The organism is Dactylosporangium sp. NBC_01737 (genome assembly GCF_035963215.1).
Lineage (GTDB): Bacteria > Actinomycetota > Actinomycetes > Mycobacteriales > Micromonosporaceae > Dactylosporangium.
On the sequence record NZ_CP109153.1, the window covers coordinates 13,624,245 to 13,642,807 of the forward strand.

Consider the following 18,563-nt stretch of genomic DNA (forward strand, 5'->3'; position numbering starts at 1 on the left):
CCAAGCGGCCTGGGTAGGCAGCACGGGTCAGCGACAAGGGGTGGGCGGCGGCGGTTGATCAGAGCTGGCCGAGCTGACGCATCAGATCGACATCGTCGGACATCACCCAGATGTCGGTGATCTTGCCAGCCTCGACGGCGAGGATGTCGTTGACTCTGATCTTCAACTGGCGGCCGGTCGCTTCGACCCGTCCGAGGGGTGTGACGTACGGACCCACGTGCCTGACGTGCATGTAGAAGCCGATCACCAACCGACTGGCGGTCTCCACCCGGTGCACCAGTTCAGTGCGGCGATCCGCGAACGCGACCTGCAACGCCCGGGCACGAGCCACCAGGTCGTCCGCGGTCATCGGAGTGCCGTTGACCGGCACCGGGTCGGCGTAGAACCTCCTGAAGTCGGCGGCCGGATCGGCACGGTCGTCGACCGGCTCATCCCAAAGCGCCAGCACGGCATCGAGGTCCATCGGCGTGTACATGGTCTCCACCCGTCCACTGTGCCGGTCGCCGAGGCCACCCCTGGCATCCTTGTCCGCATGGCGTCGACATTGAACCGGGGTGTACGACCGAGCCGTGCTGATCTGGCCGCAGCCACGGACAAGTTGCTCGCGGACGTCATCGCGCCCGGTCTCGACGTCCTGCTCTGCGGGATCAACCCCGGGCTGTGGTCCGCGGCGACCGGGCATCACTTCGCCCGCCCCGGCAACCGGTTCTGGCCGGCGTTGCACCGCAGCGGCTTCACGCCGCGGCAGTTGCGCCCGGACGAGCAGGGCCTGCTCATCGGGTACGGGCTGGGCATCACCAACCTCGCCGCCCGTGCCACCGCGCGGGCCGACGAACTGACCCGTGATGAACTGACCACCGGTGGGGTGATCCTGCGGGAGAAGGTGGAACGGTTCTCACCCGCCTGGTTGGCGGTGCTCGGGGTGACCGCGTTCCGCACGGCGTTCGGCGCGCAACGGGTCCACGTGGGTCCGCAGGAGCAGAAGTTCAGTGGCGCGCGGTTGTGGATCCTGCCGAACCCGAGTGGCCTCAACGCCCATTTCACGCTCGACGGTCTTGCGAGCGAGTTCGCCGCGCTCCGAGCAGCCACGGAACACTCAAAGAGCGCGGGAGGCGCACGGGAGGCGCCGGAAGACCAGCGACCGAGGCGCTGACCGAGGCGCTGACCGAGGCCGCCCAGGTGGCAGACTCGACCACAGCGCAAAAGGGTACGTACCCGAGGCGGAGGAGACCGACGATGATCCACGAACCGCATAGTCCCGTGATCTCGCTGATGCTTGCCGTGCCGGACGCCACCGTGGCCGCCCGATGGTACGCGCGGGCGCTGGGTGCCACCGAGCTGTGGAACCTCGGCGGAGTGGTCGGGTTGACCGTCGGAAGCGCCCCCTTCTTCCTGGGCGAGCCGGAGAACAACGGCTGGGACACGCCGGCCGCCGTACAGGGGAGAACGGTGCGGGTCGAGGTGTTCGTCGACGATCCGGACGCCTTCATCGAACGCGCCGTGGCCGCGGGCGCCGACGGCAGCGTCGATGAGATCCGCGACCACGAGGCGCCGTGGGGCGTTCATCGCCAGGGAGGCTTCCTCGACCCGTTCGGCCACCTGTGGCTGGTGGGTGACCGGTCCCCGTTGCGCATGCACCAGGCACCGCCGCCGGGCAGCTCACCGGGCGTCTCACCAAGCATGGCGGACGATGAGCAACGGACGAGCTGAACCAGCCACGGACCGGTGGGCGCCACCTCGACTCCAGTCGGCCTGGTCCGGCGCTCCTTCGGCGTGCAGCTGACACGGCTTTTCGCCTACGTTGCAGCAGCGATCATCCGGTACCGGTGGCTACCTCAGCCGTGTCCGCCGTTCTGGCGCCGGTTCATCCGCGGCTTGCTGCCACTGGCCGCGAGCGACGGTACGCCTCGTGCTGCCGCGCTACAGCGACCCGGGCCGCCGGCACCCGGCCGGCGTGTCGCCGAGCTCGCCTGCGGGTCCCTCGTACCTGGCGGCACGTTCACGGAGCAACTGGCCGAACAGTCCGCTCGGCTGCCCGCAGTCCGCGCAGACGAAGTTGCCGTCGAGCCTCGGCCCGCCGCAGTGGTCGCATGACCCCCGGTCCCGCGGGTCCTGGTACGCCCGCAGCGCCTCCACGAACGCCCGCGCCACCCCCGGCGAGAGCCGCACCGCCGCCCCACCGTCGACCCATAGCTCGACACCACCTGAAGCACCGCGCGAACCACTGCCCGAACTGGTGCCCGAACCAGTGCCCGTGCCGCCGCTCGAGCCGCTGGCCGGACCAGTGCCCGAGCCATACTCCGGGCCGCCATCTGCGCCACCGCCGAGGCCACCACTTGAGCCACCCGAGGCACCGCCGCCAGCACCGGCCCACTCGGACCACCCGGAATCTGCACCACCGTCCGGCACGTGCGCAGGCTCGTACCCAGGCCCGTCCCCAGCGGCATGTGCAGGGTTGTACCCCACTTCGGTTTCCGGGCCTTGGGCCTGCACACGGGTGGGAGGCGGGTCGAACACCGCGATCCTGCGGACGAACTCCTCCAGCGCGGCCGTGACGTCACCGGCCGAAGAGTCCGACCACCGCATCGTCATCCCGCGACCCTAGCCCGCATGCACCGTCATTCCGGTGGCGGGTCGGGGGTGCTGGCCTCCCGATCGGGTGGTGGCCGGCCGCCGCCGCGCCGGAACCCGTCGACCTTCGGTCTGCTCGGTCCCAGCTCGTACGGCCTTCCGTCAGGCCGGGTGATCGTGATCCACCCGGTGACCGGGTCACGGTCCATCGCCCACCCGCGCTCGTGGACGCACACGTGGTGATACCGGCACAGGATGACCAGGTTGCCGACCTCGGTGTCACCGTGGTGGCGGACCCATTCGCGCAGGTGATGCGAGTCGCACCAGCTCGCGGGGATCCTGCAGCCGGGCCACCGGCACTCGGGGTCGCGGGCGGCGAGCACCCGCCGGAGCGCGGGTGGCGTGTTGCGGTACGCCCGCCCGAGCTTGAGCGGCAGTCCGTTGTCGGGGTGCAGCAGCAGCGGCTGGAGGATGGCGTCGCAGCTCAGTCTGGCCGCCAAATCGTCGGGGATCGGACCCCACCCGTCCATGACGGCCGGTTCGTTGCCGTCCGCAGGCGCCGGGAAGAACTGCGTCTCGTCAACCCCCTGCGCCGGCGATGCACCCGGGGATGGCGCTGCAAGCGACGCTGCAGAGGACACTGCAGAGGACGCTGCAGAGGACGCTGCAGACGGCTCGTCCGAGGCTGCGGGTTCGCCGCTGCGGCCGCTGCGGGTGGTGTGATCGTGGAGGTCGACATACCGCCGCACCGGCATCAGCAGCCCGATGTGCGGCCGGAGTCCGCCGCTCGCCGGGGCCTGGCCGTTTCGCAGGACGGTGTTGAGCAGGTCTGCGAGCGCGTCGTGCCGGCGTTGCGCCGGGCTGCGGTTGTCGCCCTGGATCGGCGCCGGGCTGAACGCGTCGAGCGCGCTGCGCAGCAGCGTCCCGGTTTCCGCGTCGAGCAGCCCGGTGAGGTGCCACATGTCGTTGATCCGGCTGACGGTGACGCCGCGGCGCGCATGCTGCCGGTCCGGTGGCGTCGACTTGTCCCGCAGGGCCTCGTCACGCAGGTAGTTGCACGCCGACCGGAGCGTGTCTGGGTCGACGATCTTCGCGAGCGGAACGAGGATGTCCTCGGCGTCCTGCACGACGTCGTCACCGACCCGCTCGGCGGTCAGGCCGATCCTGTTGACGTGCTCGGCGTCGACCTCGCCGGCGACGAACGCCGCTTCGAGTTTCGGCAGCAACCGGGTGATCCCGGCGGCGCGGACTCTGGCGCTCGCGGCGGGACCTGACAGCCGCGCATACGCCTCGAGCCACAACGTCGTCTTGTTGTAACCGTCCTGATGGAACAAATTCCTGTCGTCGAACGTACGGGTGAAACGGGCGATGACCGCGTCGAGCTGGTTGGCGCACTCGAGCATGGACAGCAGGGACTCCCGCACCGACTGGTCGTCGAGTGTCTCAGGATTGAGGACGGCCATCGATGCGAGAACGCCGGTCAGCGGACCGACCACCCCGTTCTCACCCATGCCCCGAACCTAACCCCACCCACCGACACAATCCCCCGCCCGTCACTCACCGCAACAACAGGTTCACATCCCCGAACTCGTGCCAGAGGTACCCCTCCCGGACCGCTTCGGCGTAGCACCGGGCGAGCAGGTCCCGGTCGACGACCGCGGCGAGCAGGTCGAGGTGGGACGCCTTCGGCTCGTGCAGGCCGGTGAGCAGCCCGTCGACCGCTCGGACGCCACGGTCCGGCGTGACGATCAGGTCGGTCCAGCCCTCACCGGCGACGACCCGGCCGTCCCCTCCGGCGACCGTTTCAAGAGCACGGACCGCCGTGGTACCGACAGCGACAACCCTGCCACCGGCGGCTCGTACGTCGTTGACGAGCCGCGCGGTGCTCGACGGCACGCGGAACCACTCCGGGTACGGGCGTTCGTGCGCCTCGGGCGACGCCACCCCGGTGTGCAGGACCAGCGGCGCGATCTGCACGCCCGCCGACACGAGACGGGTGACGACACGGTCGGTGAACGGCCGCGCCGCGCTCGGCATTTCGGCGCTGCCCGGCTGCGTCGCGAACACCGTCTGGTACGCCTCGAGCGGCCACCGCCGCCGCACGTACGGGTAGCGGATCGGCTGCCCGTACCGGTGCAGGAACTCGAGGACCGGGGTGCCGGTGCGGACCGACGCGAACCACAACCTCCCCCGCGAGTACGGCTCCTCGAGCGTGACCGTGCCGCCACCGGGCAGCCGCAGCGGCCCGGGCCTGCCCGGATGTTGGCCGAGGTCGGCGCCGCGGAGCTCGACGAGCCACCGTCCGTCGGCAAGCCTGGTCGAGAAGTGGACCCGCAACCGCGTATCGACGACCGACACGGATGCGGGCAGCGTGCCGGACGTGTTGACGACCAGCAGGTCACCGGCGCGCAGCAGATCGGGCAGCTCGGCGAAGTGGTGATGCGTGACCGAGGTCCCCTGCCCGACGAGCAGCCGCACGCCGTCGCGGGCGGTCCCCCGCGCCTCGGGCGGCTCGTGCGCCTCCAGCGCCGCCGGCAACACGAAATCCAGCGACCCCGCACCGGTAGGCACAGCTCTCAAAGACGCTGCACCCGGGGACACAGGACCCGGAGGAACAGGACCCGGGGACACAGGACCCGGTGGCTCAGTTGGTGCACGATCCGCAGGAAATCCAGACGGTGACCTGCCGTGATGGCTCATCTTGAGTTCCAGCGCCGTCACAGCCGCACCCGCCCCGACGCCGGCCGTGTGGTGACGAGTTCGAGGAACGCCGGCGTCACCGTCTCCGGCAGCGGCCGGTCGCTGATGTCCTCACCGGGAAACGCCTCGGCGTGCATCTGGGTGCGCAGGTCACCCGGGTCGACCCACCACACCCGCAGGTTCGGCTCCTCGACCGCGAGCACGTTGCTCGCCTGCTCCGCGGCAGCCTTGGCAGCGCCGTACCCGCCCCAGCCCGCGTACGCCTCGACCGCCGCGTCGGACGTGATGGTGACGACAGCCCCGTCGTGCTTACGCAATGCCGGCAATGCAAGCTGAGTCAGCGCGAGCGGCGCAACAACGTTGACCTCGAACACGTCACGGAGTGTCGCGAGTGGATAGTCCGCGAGAGGCGGCTGCGGGCTCGGCCCGAGAATGCCGGCGTTGTTGACGAGCAGGTCCAACCGGCCGGTGGCCAGCGCCGCCTCGACGAGCGCCGTGCGGTGCGCGGGGTCAGTGACGTCGCCAGGAACCCTGATCACTCCGGCCGGTAGATCGCTGGTGGGTAACCCGCCCGTGAGCAGCTTGCCCGTGAGCGGCCCGCCCGAAGGCCCTGCAGGAGAACCGGCAGATCCGGGAGAACCAGCAAGACCAGGAGAACCTGCGGATCCAGGAGAAGCCGCGGATCCAGCAGAGCCTGGCGCCAGGGTCCGGCCGTCGACGACGACGGTCCAGCCGGCCGTCGCCAGTGCGGTGGAGATCGCCCGTCCGAGCCCCCGGGAGGCGCCGGTGATGATCGCAGTTGGCATGTCCCCGACGCTATGCAGCGCCTGATCCGCTGCCATCGGGCCGCAGACGGGTGACCGCCCAGGTCTTTGGTCCTAAGTCCAAGAGCCGAAGTGCGAAATGCCTCGGCGTCGGTACTGTCGGAGCATGGCCGCCTGTGATCGCGACGAACTGCGCGAGGTCAGCGCGGCGGTGCTGGCCGTCACGGCGCACCTGTCGGTTCGCGAGGTCCTCCAGACGATCGTCGCCGCCGCCCGGCGGCTCCTGGACGCCGAGTACGCGGCGCTCGGCATCCCCGACGGCAACGGCTCGTTCCGCGAGTTCCTCGCCGATGGTCTCTCCGACGCGCAGTGGCGGGCGATCGGCCCACTCCCCCGCCAGCATGGCCTGCTCGGCGCGATGCTCCGTGACCCGAGTCCGGTCCGGTCGGCCGACATCCGCACGCATCCCCGGTTCGAAGGCTGGCCGTCCGCGCACCCGGAGATGGTCGACTTCCTGGGCATGCCGATCGTCGACGGCGACGAGATCCTCGGCGAGATCTTCCTCGCCAACAAACGCCGCCCAACCCCAGCCCAGCCCGCAGCCGACCAGCGCCCAGCAGACGGGCCCTCAGCAGACCAGCCCTCAGCAGACCAGTCCCCAGCAGACCAGCCCTCAGCAGACCAGTCCCCAGCAGACCAGTCCCCAGCAGACCGGCTACCAGCAGTCCAGCCCGCAGGAGACCGGCACCACCCCCGCCAGCACGGCGGCTTCGACGCCGACGACGAGGAGCTGCTGCGCCTGCTCGCCGCCCACGCCGCCATCGCGATCATCAACGCCCGCCTGTACGAGCGCAGCCGCGAACTGTCCATCGTGGAGGAACGCCAGCGGATCGCGCGGGAGCTGCACGACGCGGTCACGCAGAAACTCTTCAGCCTCCGGCTCACCGCCGAGGCGGCCTCCGCCCTGGTGACCCGCGACCCGCAGCGCGCCGTCGCCGAACTGGACACGGTACGCAGGTTGGCCGCCGACGCGACCGCCGAGCTCAAGTCCATCGTGGTCGGTCTGCGCCCCGCGGACCTCGCCGGCGACGGCCTGGCCACGGCGTTGCAGCGGCAAGCCGAACTGCTCGACCGGGTCCACGCCGCCCGGATCCGGTTCACCGGCGACCAGTTGCCGAAGCTGTCGGAGGAGCGCCAGGAAGCGGCGTACAGAGTCGCGCAGGAGGCCCTCCACAACGCCCTCCGGCACGGCGATCCCCGCCACGTCGACATCCACCTGCGCCGCTCAGGTCGCGGCTTCACCCTCCGCATCACCGACGACGGCACCGGCTTCGACACCACGGAAGCCGGCTCGACAAGGCCCGGCCAGACGAATGCCAACAGAACGAGTCCCAGCAGTACGCATGCCAGCAGTACGCATGCCAGCAGTACGACGACCAGCAGAGCGAATGCCAGCACAACGACCCCAGACAAGACGGGCGCGGGCAGCTCAGGAGCCGCCGCCCAGCGCAGGCTGGGGCTCGCGTCAATGCGGGAACGCGCCCGCAGCGTCGGCGGCAGGCTGACGGTCACATCGAGGCCCGGCACCGGCACAACCGTCACCATGGAGGTTCCCGGTGGCTGCTGACCCAGCCTCCACCCCGATCAGGGTGCTCGTGGTCGACGACCATCCCGTGGTACGGCAAGGCCTGCGCACCTTCCTCGACCTGCAGGACGACATCGCTGTCGTCGGCGAGGCCCACGACAGCGTCTCCTGCGTCGCGGCGGCGGACGCAACGTCCCCGGACGTGATACTGCTGGACCTCAAGATGCCAGGCGGCGACGGCGTCGAGGCCCTGCACGCGCTCCACCAGCCGAACCGGCTCCCACCCCCGGGCACCGACCCCGCCGGGCTCCGACCCGCGAGCACCGCGAAGGTGCTTGTCATCACCAGCTTCACCGACCCGTCCGCCGTCCTTCCTGCGATGCGGGCCGGTGCCGCCGGGTACGTGTACAAGGACATCGACCCACCCGCCCTCGCCGCCGCCATCCGCGCCGTGCACGCCGGGCACGTACTGCTGCACCCTGATGTCGCGCGGCTGCTGGCCGACAGCGGCCCGCCGCCGGAGTCCGCGCACCTGACCGCCCGGGAGCGGGAGGTGCTCGCCGAGGTCGCCCGCGGCCGGTCGAACCGTGAGATCGCCCGCGCCCTCGGCCTGGCGGAGAAGACCGTGAAGACCCACGTGAGCGCGATCCTCACGAAGCTCGGCGTGCAGGACCGCACCCAGGCCGCCCTGTACGCCGTCCGCTCCGGCCTCGACTGATCACAGAACCCAGTCGAACCCAGCCGTGCCTGTCAGTCCCGCAGCTTGTCAGTCCCGCAGCTTGTCAGTCCCGCAGCTTGTCAGTCCCACAGCCACCAGGCCCGCAGGCCAGACCCGCCCTCAGCCCGGACTGACGTCCCCAATCGCCTGGTCCAGCATCTCCAGACCCAGCCCGATCTCCTCATCAGTGCTGGTCAACGGCGGCGCGATCCGGAACGTCCCACCCATCCCCGGCAACTGCACCACGTTGACGTGCAGTCCAAGCTCCAGGCACCGGCGAGTCACCGCCGCACCGACCTGATCAGCGCCGGCCGAGGCCGTACCGGCCGAAACAGCGCCAGCCGAAACAGCGCCCCTCAGCTCAATGCCCTGCAGCAGCCCCCTCCCCCGGACATCGCCGACAATCGGATGACGGCGCTGGATCTCCAGCAACCCTTCGCGCAGGCGCGCGCCGAGGACCCCCGCCCGCAGGTCGAGCTGGTCCCGTTCGAGCACGTCGAGGACGGTGTTGCCGACCGCGGCGACGAGCGGGTCGGAGACGTGCGTGGTGTAGAACAGGTACCCGCGCTCATGGGCCCGTTCCTCGATCTCGGCGCTGGTGACGACCGCGGCCAGCGGCAGTCCCGCGCCCAGCGTCTTGGACAGCGTGAGGATGTCGGGGACGACGCCGTCGCGTTGGAAGGCGTACCAGGTGCCGGTCCGGCACAGCCCCGTCTGCGCCTCGTCGAGGATCAGCAGCATGCCCCGCTCGCGGCACTTGCGGTGCAGCGCGGCGAAGTAGCCGACCGGTGGCTCGATGACCCCGCCGGAGCTGAGGATCGGCTCGACCAGGCACGCCGCGAGGCTCCCGACGGACTGCGCGTCGACGAGTTCGAAGGCCAGGTCAAGCTGCCGCCGCCAGTCATGACCGCCGTCGGGCGTCGTGAAGTCCGGCCGGTACGCGTTCGGCGTCGGGATCGCGATGTTCCCCGGTGCGTTCGGCCCGTACCCCTTGCGCCCGGCGCTGTACGTCGCCGCGGCCGCGGCCTGCGTCATGCCATGCCACGAGCCGGCGAACGACACGATCTCGTGCCCGCCGGTGACGAGCTTCGCCATCCGCACGGCGGCCTCGTTGGACTCCGCCCCCGTGGTCAGCAGCAGCACCTTCGTCAGCGGCCCGCCACCCACAGAACCGCCGTCCACAGAACCGTCACCAACAGGACCATCGCCGACAGAACCGCTGCCGACAGAGCCGCCACCGCTCTGAGCAGCCGGCAGGCCGGCCACCGCCTTGTCCAGGGAGTCCGCGAGGCGCCGGCTGAGCTCGACGACCGGCCGGGACAGCATGCCGCTGAACAGGTGGTCCAGCGTCCCGACTTGCCGCCGGACGGTGGCGACGATCTCCGGGTGGGCGTGGCCGAGGATCGCGCTCATCTGCCCGGACGTGAAGTCCAGGATCCGCCGGCCGCCCTCGGTGTACACGTAGCTTCCCTCGGCCCGATCGATGATCTCCGGGGTGAACGCCCCTCCGTACCGCACCACGTGCCGCCGCACGTCCTGCCAGAACTCGGTGTCAGCCATGCGATCGACCGTAGGCGAGCACATTGTCAGGTTCCAGCGCATCATCCCGCACATACTGTTCGGAACAACCGCACAGCACCGACGGCACAACACCGACGGCACAGCATCGGCAGCAGCACAGCACCGAAAAGCAGAGGAGCGCACCACATGCTCGACCCATGGCGGCTCCGGCTGCTCACACTGCTGGAGAGCCTGGGTACCGTCCGGGCCGTCGCCGAGTCGGCGCGGCTGAGCCCGTCCAACGTGTCCGAGCAGCTGTCCATCCTCGAACGCGAGGCCGCCACCCGGCTCTTCGAACGCGCCGGCCGCCGGCTGCGGCTCACGCCCGCCGGCGCGGCCCTGGTCCGGCACGCGAGGGTGATCCTCGACCAGATGGACGCCGCGCACGAGGAGCTCGCCGCGTTCGACGCCACGGAGGGCGGGCTGGCCGGCGGCGTCCGTCTGGGCGCGTTCACCAGTGCGCTCAACACGTTCGTCCTGGACTCGGTGCGGGACCTGACCCGTGAGCATCCGCGGCTGCGGGTCACCGTGTGGGAGCTGGACCCCGCCGACAGTGTCGCGGCCCTGCAGCGCGGCGAATGCGACGTCGTGGTCACCGCGGATCTGGGCACCAGCACCAGCACCAAGCCCGGCACCAAGGCCGGCACCATCAGTACCGCGGACAACGCCGACAACGACGTCGCGTCCGCCTCCGGCTCGGCCCCGATCCTGCCCGACGTCGTCCACACCCTGCTCGCCACCGACGAGATCATGCTCGTCACGGCCCAGCCGCCCGGTGGCGACCGCCCGCCGCCCTCCGGGCCCGCCGATCTGGCCGATTTCGCAGCCGACCGCTGGAGCGTGGAGCGCCCCGGCACGTGGACGTTCGATCTCGTGACGTCCACGTGCCGACGGGCCGGCTTCGAGCCCGAGGTCGCCGGGTTCTTCGCGTCCTACGGTCCTCTGCTCGCCCACGTGGAGGCCGGACTGTCCGTGACGCTGCTGCCCGAGCTCGCCGTCGACCGCCGATACCGGGTCGCGGCGCGCTCGTTCCGTAATCCGATGCGCCGGCGCATCACCGCCGCCGTCCGCAGGAGCTCAGCGGGGCGCGCCTCGATCGTCGCGGTCGTCGACGCGCTCCGCCGTACCGTGCGTGCCCGGGGCAACGCCTCGGGCTGACCATAGGCGTCAGGTCGTGGCGACGTCCGGGGTCGCCGCGCGGAGGTGGGCCAGGACGTGCAGGTCGACGGCACCGTCGACGAGGCGCTCCTCCAGGTTCTCCACACCGGCCCAGCCGGCCAGGTCGGCGAAGCCGAGCGACGTGAGCCGCTCCGTCACCTCGTCCGCGAGGGCACCGGCGAGCGGCAGGAGGGTCGCAGGGTCGGGCTTCTGGAAGTACAGCTCCCAGAGGCTCATCAAGCTGCCGAGCCGCGTCACCGGGTCGGGGTCGTCGTCGACGCGCAGGTCCACCTCGACGTCGCTGAGCCCGCCGTACCCCGCGCCCCGGCGCACGACGAGCAGCGCGGCGCTCTGCCGCCCGCGGCTGTCCCCGCCGGCCCGGTCCCCCGCGGCGAGCGCGGCATGCAGGCGCCTCGCGAGGGACGCGCCGGGGTCGGCGAGCCAGGCTGTCTCCATGTCGCGGACGACGTCGGGCCCCGTGAGGATGTTGCCCTGGATCGCGTACCCGTCCCCGGCGACGCCACCGGCCCACGCGAAGCACTCGTCGCCGGTGAACGTGGCTCCGGAGCCCTCCCGCCCGACGACGCCGAGCTGCCGGGTCGCGCGCCCCGGATCGGCGGCGGTCAGCCCGGCGATCGTGTCCGCGGCGCTCGTGCCGGTGCGGAGCATCGCGAGGCCCTGGACCCGGTACGCGAGGTTCGCGAACGACTGCGTCGCAAGCGCCCCGACCTCGGCCTCGGCGGCGGGGACGGCGGCCCCGACGGCAAGGAACTTGCTGGCCACGGCGACACCGAGCGACAACCCGTCAACGGACCGCCCCACGATCGAGAACGTCATGGCGCCCACCGTAACGGACCCACCCGCCACAACCGCAGCAGCTCAGCACGGCAGCTCGAAACCGCAGCCTAAGACGGCAGCTCAGGACGGCAGCTTCAGGACGGCAGAGCGCTCGGCGGCTGGGACAGGCAGACGAACGGCCCCCGCACTCCCGCACTGAACCGCTCCGCCGCCCGCAGCGCCACCTCCACCCGCCGTTGCGGCGCCATCCGTGACCCCGCGGTCGCGAACAGCGCCCCGAGCGCGATCTCGTCACCGACGCCGACCGCCGCGTACCCGTCGGCCGCCTCGGCGACCTGGTAGTCGTCGTGGACGGTGAACAGCCGCCCCTTCACCCCGACGAGGAACGTGCCGCCTTCCTCGCGTTCGCTGTCACGGCGCGCCCATCCGCCGGTCTTCAACGCCTCACGGACCGAGTCGATGAACCGGGTCGCCATGAACCGTTCGATGTCACCGACGGGCTTCGGCGGCTTCAGCGCGTACCGGATCAGCTGCCCCATCCGGAACGACGTGGTGAACCCGAACAGGTAGCCGTTGTTGTGGAACACCTTGCTGTCGGCCCGGACCGTGAGGCTCCAGCCGGACGCGCCGGCACTGTCCCCACCGATGTACACGGTCCCGGTGTGCACCAACCCCACGATCGCCGTCATACCCCGTCCCCGTCCCCGTCCGCAACAGCCCCAACAGACTCAGCAGCCACCGGCTCAAACACAGCTGACTCAATCACAACTGACTCAAGCACAGCAGACTCAAGCACAGCAGACTCAAGCACAGCGGGGCCGGCGCCACCCCCGCCGGTGGGGTCCGTCCCACCGGCGTACCGGGCAAGCCCGTCGACCATCAGGTCGATCGCGAACGCGAACCGCTCGTCGCCGCTGCCCTCCGTCATCGCCGGCGCCATCGCGACGAGGTTCGGGAACCGGTCCGCGGGCAGCGAACCGAAGTACTCGCGGACCTGCGCCAGGTACGGCTCCGCGTCCGCCTCCGTCTGGCGCCCGTGGCTGGCGTGGATCGCGGACTCCACGGCGTCCGCGACGATCACGAGCGACATCTGATCCATGCCCCAAGCGGCGATCTTGTCCGGGATACCGGCGCCGCGGAGCACGGCCAGCATCGCCTCGGTGTACCGCAGCGAGTTGGGACCCACGGGAATGTTGGCGCGGGCGACCTTGACGAGGTCCCGGTGGGCGAGGAACACCGCCCGGCTGTCCCAGCAGCTGCGCTTCACCACCGCCGCCCAGTCCCCTGCCTGATCACCCGCCTGATTTCCTGCCTGATCACCATCCGCCCGTGGCGGGTGCGCCACCGGCAGCGGGATCTCGCCGATGACCCGGTCGAGCAGCTGCTCGAGCAGTTCGTCCTTGTTCGCGAAGTACGCGTACAACGACGCCGCCCCCGTGCCCAGGTCCTGTGCCACCCGCCGCATGCTCAGCGCGTCGAGCCCGTCCCGGTCGACGAGCCGCAGCGCGGTCTCGATCACGGCCTCCGCACTGAGCGGCTGCCGGGCGACCGGCGCCTTCCGCCGGGTCCGCCACGGCGGCGCCGGCAGTCCCGCCTCGGGCGAAGCACCGCCCTGGCCGACAGCGCTGCCCTGGGTAGCAGCACTGCCCTGGGTAGCAGCACTGCCCTGGCTAGCAGTACTGCCCTGGCTGGCAGCGCTGACCTGGCTGGGCTCGGAAACGGCTCGGGCTGGCACCCGCCAATCCTACTTGACACGAACAGTGTTCGTAAGTAGAACGGTGTTCGTGACCAACGAACAGCGTTCGAAATCCGCAGCACCGGACACGGCGACCCCAAACCCGACAATCCCTGACACAGCGACCCTGAACACGCCCGCCCACACCGGCACCAGGCCGCCCGACCCGTACCGATGGCGCTGGGCCGTGCTCGCAGTAGTCCTCGCCGCCGAGGTCATGGACCTCCTCGACGCCACGATCATCGCCATCGCCGGCCCCTCGATCCGCGCCGACCTGATCGGCCCAGATCTGACCAGCCCAGCCCTGACCAGCCCAAGCCAGGGAGCCGGCGGCACCGCGTTCCTGCAGTGGCTCGCCGCCGGGTACACCCTCGCCTTCGCGGTCGGCCTGGTCACCGGTGGCCGGCTCGGCGACATCTTCGGCCGCCGCCGCATGTTCCTCGCCGGCGCCGCCGGGTTCACCCTCATGTCCCTGCTGTGCGCCGTCGCACCCGGCCCGGTCTCCCTGGTCGTGTTCCGGATCCTGCAGGGCCTCGCCGGCGCGGTCCTCATCCCGCAGGGCCTCGGCCTGATCAAGGCCGCGTTCCCGCCGGACAAGCTCGGTGCAGCGTTCGGCGCGTTCGGCCCCGTGATGGGCCTGTCCGCCGTCTGCGGCCCGATCCTCGCCGGCGTCCTCGTCGACGCCGACCTCTTCGGCACAGGCTGGCGGATGATCTTCCTGATCAACCTGCCCGTCGGGATCGCCGCACTGATCGGCGCCTGGCTGATCCTGCCCCGCCCCGCACCCGGCAGCGCCGACGCCGGGCTCCGGCTCGACCTGACCGGCACGGTCCTGCTCAGCGGCTCGCTGCTGCTGCTCGTCTTCCCCCTCGTCCAGGGCCGCGAGCTGGGCTGGCCCTGGTGGACGTGGGCCATGATGGCCTTGTCGGTCCCCATGTTCCGGGTGTTTCAGCGGTACCAGCAGCGCCTGCACCGCACGGGCCGCAGCCCGCTCGTCGAGCCGAGCCTGCTCGCCAAGCAACGGTTCACCGCCGGCCTGCTGGTCGGCCTGATCTTCTTCGCGGGACTGATGGGCCTGACCCTGATCCTGAGCGTCTACCTGCAGCTCGGCCTCGGCTTCTCCCCGCTGCGCGCCGGTCTCACCCAGTCGCCGTGGGCGTTCGGCACAGCCGTCGGCGCGGTCGCCGGGCACGTGCTGAGCGCCAGGTTCGGCGGCCGGCGCCTCCTCGTCGGCGGCACCGCCGTGCTCGCCGCGGGCGTGGTCGCGCTGCTCGTCACCCTGACCACCACCGACGGCCCCGTGTCGTCCGTGGCGCTGCTGCCGTCCCTGCTGGTGCTCGGCATCGGCATGGGCTGCTCGATGGCGCCGTACTTCGACATCGTCCTGGCCTCCGTCGACGAGCACGAGGTCGGCTCGGCGTCCGGCACCCTGACCGCCGCCCAGCAGGTCGGCGGCGCGATCGGCGTCGCCACGCTCGGCACGGCCTTCTTCGCCTGGGCGCAGCCGCAGCACCTGGGCCGCGCCTTCGACACGAGCCTGCGGCACGTGCTGTGGCTGGAGCTCGGCCTGCTCGCCCTCGCCGCCACCCTGTCGTTCCTCCTACCGGAACGCGCCCGCGAAGAACCCACCACTGAAGAACCCACCACTGAAGAACCCACCACTGACGAGCCCGCCACCGATGGACCCCACCCCCAGAGGGTGGCCGTGACCGGCCCGGAGGTGTCCGCACCAGTGGCGTGACGTGGGTTAACCCCGGCGTTCACGGGGAAACAGGTACATGCGGGCGAGAGGAGAAGCCATGACGTACACCGTGAACGACCGGCCGGCCACCGCGCCGCGCGTGCAACCCCCCGTGGTTGCGAGCACCGGGATTGCGACCACCCCGGCCACCGACCACCGCTCCACCGCGGACCTGGTCAAGCTGGCCGCCGAGCAGGTCTCCACCCTGGTGCGCGACGAGCTGAAGCTCGCCCAGGTCGAGCTGGCCCAGAAGGGCAAGCGGGCCGGGCGGGGCGTCGGCATGTTCGGCGGCGCCGGCCTCGTCGCGCTCTACGGCGTAGGTGCTCTGATCGCCGCCGCCATCATCGCCCTCGCGGCGGTCATGCCGGCGTGGTTGTCGGCGCTGCTGGTCGGCGTGGTCCTCCTGGCCGTCGCCGGGATCCTGGCGCTGCTCGGCAAGTCCCAGGTGAGCAAGGCCGGGCCGCCGGTGCCGCAGGACGCGGTCGCCAGCGTCAAGGCGGACATCGACACGATTACCCACTCCGTGAAGGACCGGGGGCACCGATGACGGCGACCGAGTCGAAGAACGGCCACAACGGCCACGCCTCCCCCACCGATCCGGAGGCGCTCCGGCAGGAGATCGCCCGGACCCGTGCGGGGCTCGGCGAAACCGTCGAGGCCCTGGCGGCCAAGGCGGACATGAAGTCCCGCGCGCAGGACGCCGTCTCCACCTCGGTGACGGCGGCGAAGCTGCGGATGCGGGAGGGCGTGGAGCAGGTCGCGGTCAACGCCGCGTACGCCGGTCGCGAACTGCGGACCCACCCGCGCCAGGCCGTGCAGCGCTCGCTGCACCGCATGGTCCAGTCGGTCCGGGACCGTCCGGCGCCCTGGGTGGTGGCGTCCGGGCTGCTGATCCTCGCGGCGCTCATCGGGTACCGGAAGGGGTACGAGTGAACAAGATCCTGTACAAGCCGTTCAGCATCGCGTTCAGCGTCGCCGGTGGTGTCGCGGCCGGGATCGTGTTCAAGCAGATCTGGAAGCGGCTCTCCGGCGAGGACGACGCCCCGGAGGCGACCTCGCGGGAGTACGGCTGGGGCGAGGTCCTCGCCGCAGCCGCCCTGCAAGGCGCGATCTTCGCCGTGGTGAAGGCCGCGATCGACCGTGGCGGCGCGGCAGGCGTCCGCCGCATCACCGGCGACTGGCCCGACTGACAAACCTGGCCTGATCAAGCCGGAGCCGGAGCAGGTGACGGAGCCGGAGCCGGAGCCGGAGCCGGCGGCAGCCGACGACAAGCGTGAGAAGGGTCTCCCCAATGCGGGGCGGCCCTTCTTCGTGTCCTACGGCCGGTGGACGCGATGTCACCCGACCCGCCCCGGCAACGCACGCACTCCCGTACCGGAACCGTCCCGCGCAACACGGCGGCCCCAGAGTCTGACCTGCGAACGTGATCCAGCGCCGGCGCCGCACGAGGGAGCGGAACCGGCGCGCGGGAGTCCGGTGCCGGGCCGTCGGGCGGACGGCCCGGCACCGGAACCCCAGACAGGGTCACCCACCGCCTCGTCAACGCCGAATCCCGGACCCAGCCCCGGATCCAGCGCCCAGCCCAAGCCCAAGCCCAAGCGAGCACGCGCCAAGCCCAAGCCCAGGCAACCCGATCAACGGCCGGACAAAGGCCGGGCCGGGACGCCCCAACAACATCCCGGCCCGGCCACCGCACCGGACGCCTCACCAACGCCCGTGCGCAGTTCCCGCGCCCCGCTGCACGACCAACACCCCGTGCACCGGCACCTACCTACCGCAGCAGCGCCTGCGCCCGGTCCCGGACATCGGCGTACACCTTGCGGGTCTCCCCGACCGGCGGTGCCAGGGTCTCCGCCGCGGTGGCCGTCCCCGGCACCCGCCAGGCGGGAGGCTCCGCGCCGCCGTCGAGCACCCACGCGGCCTGCCGGGCGCCGCCCAGCGCGACGTACTCCCCCGGGTCCGGCACACTCACCGGTACCCCGAAGAGGGCGGGTGCGATCTCGCGTACCACGGCGGAGGCGGCCGCACCACCGATGAGCAGGACCCGCTCGACCGGCACCCCCAGACCCCGGACCGCGTCGATGCCGTCGGCGAGCCCGCACAGCATGCCCTCGACCGCCGCCCGGGCCAGGTTCGCCGGGGTGGCGTTGCCGCGGGTGATGCCGTTGAGCAGGCCGCGGGCGTCCGGCAGGTTCGGGGTGCGTTCCCCGTCGAGGTACGGCAGCAGCGTCAACCCGCCCGCACCCGGCGCCGCCGACCGTGCCAGCTCGTCCAATGTGGACAGGTCGACGCCGAGCAGCGCGGCGACGGTCGACAGGACCCGCGCCGCGTTGAGGGTCGCGACGAGCGGCAGGTGCCGGCCGGTCGCGTCGGCGAACCCGGCGACGGTGCCGCTGATGTCGACGACCGGCCGCTCCGACACGCCGAAGACGGTGCCGGAGGTGCCGAGCGACACCACGACGTCACCGGGGCGCAGGCCGAGACCGAGCGCGGCGGCCATGTTGTCGCCGGTGCCCGGCGCAAGAAGGGCACCGGCGACGGTCTCACCCACCACCTCGGCCGGCCCTGCGACCCGCGGCACGGCCAGATCCCGCCCGAAGGCCAGCCGCAACAGCTGCGGCTGGTACGAGCCGGACGCCGGCGACCAGTAGCCCGTCCCGGAGGCGTCCCCACGGTCGGTGGTCGGTCCTCCGTGCGCCGTTTCAGGGTTCCGGTCGGCGCGCAGCAGGTGCGTGATCCAGTCGTGCGGCAGCATGACGCTCGCGGCGCGGGCGGCGTTGTCCGGTTCGTGCTCGGCGACCCACCGCAGTTTCGTCACGGTGAAACTGGCCACCGGCACGAGCCCGGTCGCGTCGGCCCAGCCCGCGGCCCCGCCGGGCAGTTCGGCGATGAGGTCCGTGGCGGCGCCGGCGGACCGCGTGTCGTTCCACAGCAACGCGTCGCGGACGACGTCGCCGGCCTCGTCGAGCAGCACCATGCCGTGCTGCTGCCCGCCGACGCCGATCGCGGCCACGCCGTCCAGCAGTGCACCGTCGGTGGCCTCGCCGAACGCCCGCCACCAGTGCGCCGGGTCGACCTCGGTCGCGTCGGGGTGCCCGGCGCGACCCTCCCGCACGACCTCACCGGTGTCGGCGTCGCAGACGAGCACCTTCGTCGACTGGGTGGACGTGTCGACGCCCGCCACCAGCCGCCTGCTCACGCCGCCGCTCCCCTCACGACCGCACGGCCCGCGA

At 71.5% G+C, this 18,563-nt stretch carries 18 protein-coding genes and 2 pseudogenes; 9 read left to right on the forward strand and 11 right to left on the reverse strand.

The window, feature by feature from the left end:
* Positions 1 to 58: 58 nt before the first annotated feature.
* Complete coding sequence (locus tag OHA72_RS63030; RefSeq protein WP_327011928.1) at positions 59 to 475, reverse strand: ester cyclase; 417 nt, start codon at positions 473 to 475, stop codon at positions 59 to 61.
* A 57-nt stretch (positions 476 to 532) separates the two neighbouring features.
* Here OHA72_RS63030 and mug point away from each other — a divergent pair, with 57 nt between their 5' ends.
* Together mug and OHA72_RS63040 are read left to right on the forward strand one after the other, a co-directional pair.
* The gene (mug, locus tag OHA72_RS63035) at positions 533 to 1,153 is read left to right on the forward strand and encodes a G/U mismatch-specific DNA glycosylase (RefSeq protein ID WP_327005548.1); all 621 of its coding nucleotides are present in this window, start codon (positions 533 to 535) and stop codon (positions 1,151 to 1,153) included.
* Between the two features lie 83 nt (positions 1,154 to 1,236).
* Positions 1,237 to 1,710, forward strand: a complete 474-nt coding sequence (locus tag OHA72_RS63040) for a VOC family protein (protein WP_327005549.1) — start codon at positions 1,237 to 1,239, stop codon at positions 1,708 to 1,710.
* 210 nt (positions 1,711 to 1,920) lie between these two features.
* Here OHA72_RS63040 and OHA72_RS63045 read toward each other — a convergent pair.
* The 5 genes and pseudogenes from OHA72_RS63045 to OHA72_RS65435 all read right to left on the reverse strand — a co-directional run.
* Positions 1,921 to 2,151 (reverse strand): annotated as a pseudogene (locus OHA72_RS63045) (hypothetical protein); the annotation flags it as partial.
* Between the two features lie 467 nt (positions 2,152 to 2,618).
* Positions 2,619 to 4,082, reverse strand: a complete 1,464-nt coding sequence (locus tag OHA72_RS63050; RefSeq protein WP_327005550.1) for an HNH endonuclease signature motif containing protein — start codon at positions 4,080 to 4,082, stop codon at positions 2,619 to 2,621.
* A 46-nt stretch (positions 4,083 to 4,128) separates the two neighbouring features.
* Positions 4,129 to 5,142, reverse strand: coding sequence for an S-adenosylmethionine:tRNA ribosyltransferase-isomerase (locus tag OHA72_RS63055; RefSeq protein WP_327011929.1), 1,014 nt, complete (start codon positions 5,140 to 5,142; stop codon positions 4,129 to 4,131).
* Between the two features lie 146 nt (positions 5,143 to 5,288).
* Positions 5,289 to 5,810, reverse strand: a complete 522-nt coding sequence (locus OHA72_RS63060; protein WP_327005551.1) for an SDR family NAD(P)-dependent oxidoreductase — start codon at positions 5,808 to 5,810, stop codon at positions 5,289 to 5,291.
* A gap of 204 nt (positions 5,811 to 6,014) precedes the next feature.
* Positions 6,015 to 6,113 (reverse strand): annotated as a pseudogene (locus tag OHA72_RS65435) (hypothetical protein); the annotation flags it as partial.
* Between the two features lie 88 nt (positions 6,114 to 6,201).
* On the opposite strand from OHA72_RS65435, the gene OHA72_RS63065 reads away from it, so the two are divergent.
* Together OHA72_RS63065 and OHA72_RS63070 are read left to right on the forward strand one after the other, a co-directional pair.
* On the forward strand, positions 6,202 to 7,662 hold the full coding sequence (locus OHA72_RS63065; protein ID WP_327005552.1) for a GAF domain-containing sensor histidine kinase: 1,461 nt from the start codon (positions 6,202 to 6,204) through the stop codon (positions 7,660 to 7,662).
* Entirely contained in the window at positions 7,652 to 8,338 is a 687-nt protein-coding gene (locus OHA72_RS63070; RefSeq protein ID WP_327005553.1) for a response regulator, read from the forward strand. Before OHA72_RS63065 ends, OHA72_RS63070 begins: the two co-directional genes overlap by 11 nt.
* Before the next feature lie 120 nt (positions 8,339 to 8,458).
* On the opposite strand, the gene OHA72_RS63075 is transcribed toward OHA72_RS63070, so the two are convergent.
* Positions 8,459 to 9,898, reverse strand: a complete 1,440-nt coding sequence (locus OHA72_RS63075) for an aspartate aminotransferase family protein (protein ID WP_327005554.1) — start codon at positions 9,896 to 9,898, stop codon at positions 8,459 to 8,461.
* A gap of 147 nt (positions 9,899 to 10,045) precedes the next feature.
* Between OHA72_RS63075 and OHA72_RS63080 the strand changes: the two genes are divergently transcribed.
* Positions 10,046 to 11,056 (forward strand): LysR substrate-binding domain-containing protein, encoded by a 1,011-nt coding sequence (locus OHA72_RS63080; RefSeq protein WP_327005555.1) that lies wholly within the window; start codon positions 10,046 to 10,048, stop codon positions 11,054 to 11,056.
* Positions 11,057 to 11,065: 9 nt separating this feature from the next.
* On the opposite strand, the gene OHA72_RS63085 is transcribed toward OHA72_RS63080, so the two are convergent.
* The 3 genes from OHA72_RS63085 to OHA72_RS63095 form a co-directional block, all read right to left on the reverse strand.
* Positions 11,066 to 11,893, reverse strand: a complete 828-nt coding sequence (locus OHA72_RS63085; protein WP_327005556.1) for a DUF1028 domain-containing protein — start codon at positions 11,891 to 11,893, stop codon at positions 11,066 to 11,068.
* Positions 11,894 to 11,988: 95 nt separating this feature from the next.
* A complete protein-coding gene (locus OHA72_RS63090; protein WP_327005557.1) occupies positions 11,989 to 12,543 on the reverse strand; it encodes a hypothetical protein in 555 nt (184 codons plus the stop codon).
* Positions 12,540 to 13,373: a TetR/AcrR family transcriptional regulator gene (locus OHA72_RS63095; RefSeq protein ID WP_327005558.1), complete on the reverse strand. Its 834-nt coding sequence runs from the start codon at positions 13,371 to 13,373 to the stop codon at positions 12,540 to 12,542. Before OHA72_RS63095 ends, OHA72_RS63090 begins: the two co-directional genes overlap by 4 nt.
* Before the next feature lie 403 nt (positions 13,374 to 13,776).
* Between OHA72_RS63095 and OHA72_RS63100 the strand changes: the two genes are divergently transcribed.
* The 4 genes from OHA72_RS63100 to OHA72_RS63115 all read left to right on the forward strand — a co-directional run bounded on the left by OHA72_RS63100 (position 13,777) and on the right by OHA72_RS63115 (position 16,520).
* Entirely contained in the window at positions 13,777 to 15,330 is a 1,554-nt protein-coding gene (locus tag OHA72_RS63100) for an MFS transporter (protein WP_327005559.1), read from the forward strand.
* 112 nt (positions 15,331 to 15,442) lie between these two features.
* Positions 15,443 to 15,877, forward strand: coding sequence for a phage holin family protein (locus OHA72_RS63105; protein WP_442788802.1), 435 nt, complete (start codon positions 15,443 to 15,445; stop codon positions 15,875 to 15,877).
* The gene (locus OHA72_RS63110; protein ID WP_327005561.1) at positions 15,874 to 16,263 is read left to right on the forward strand and encodes a DUF3618 domain-containing protein; all 390 of its coding nucleotides are present in this window, start codon (positions 15,874 to 15,876) and stop codon (positions 16,261 to 16,263) included. The genes OHA72_RS63105 and OHA72_RS63110 overlap by 4 nt, the downstream gene beginning before the upstream one ends.
* Positions 16,260 to 16,520 (forward strand): DUF4235 domain-containing protein, encoded by a 261-nt coding sequence (locus OHA72_RS63115; protein ID WP_327005562.1) that lies wholly within the window; start codon positions 16,260 to 16,262, stop codon positions 16,518 to 16,520. The genes OHA72_RS63110 and OHA72_RS63115 overlap by 4 nt, the downstream gene beginning before the upstream one ends.
* A gap of 581 nt (positions 16,521 to 17,101) precedes the next feature.
* Here OHA72_RS63115 and xylB read toward each other — a convergent pair.
* On the reverse strand, positions 17,102 to 18,529 hold the full coding sequence (gene xylB, locus OHA72_RS63120) for a xylulokinase (protein ID WP_327005563.1): 1,428 nt from the start codon (positions 18,527 to 18,529) through the stop codon (positions 17,102 to 17,104).
* Between the last annotated feature and the right edge of the window lie 34 nt (positions 18,530 to 18,563).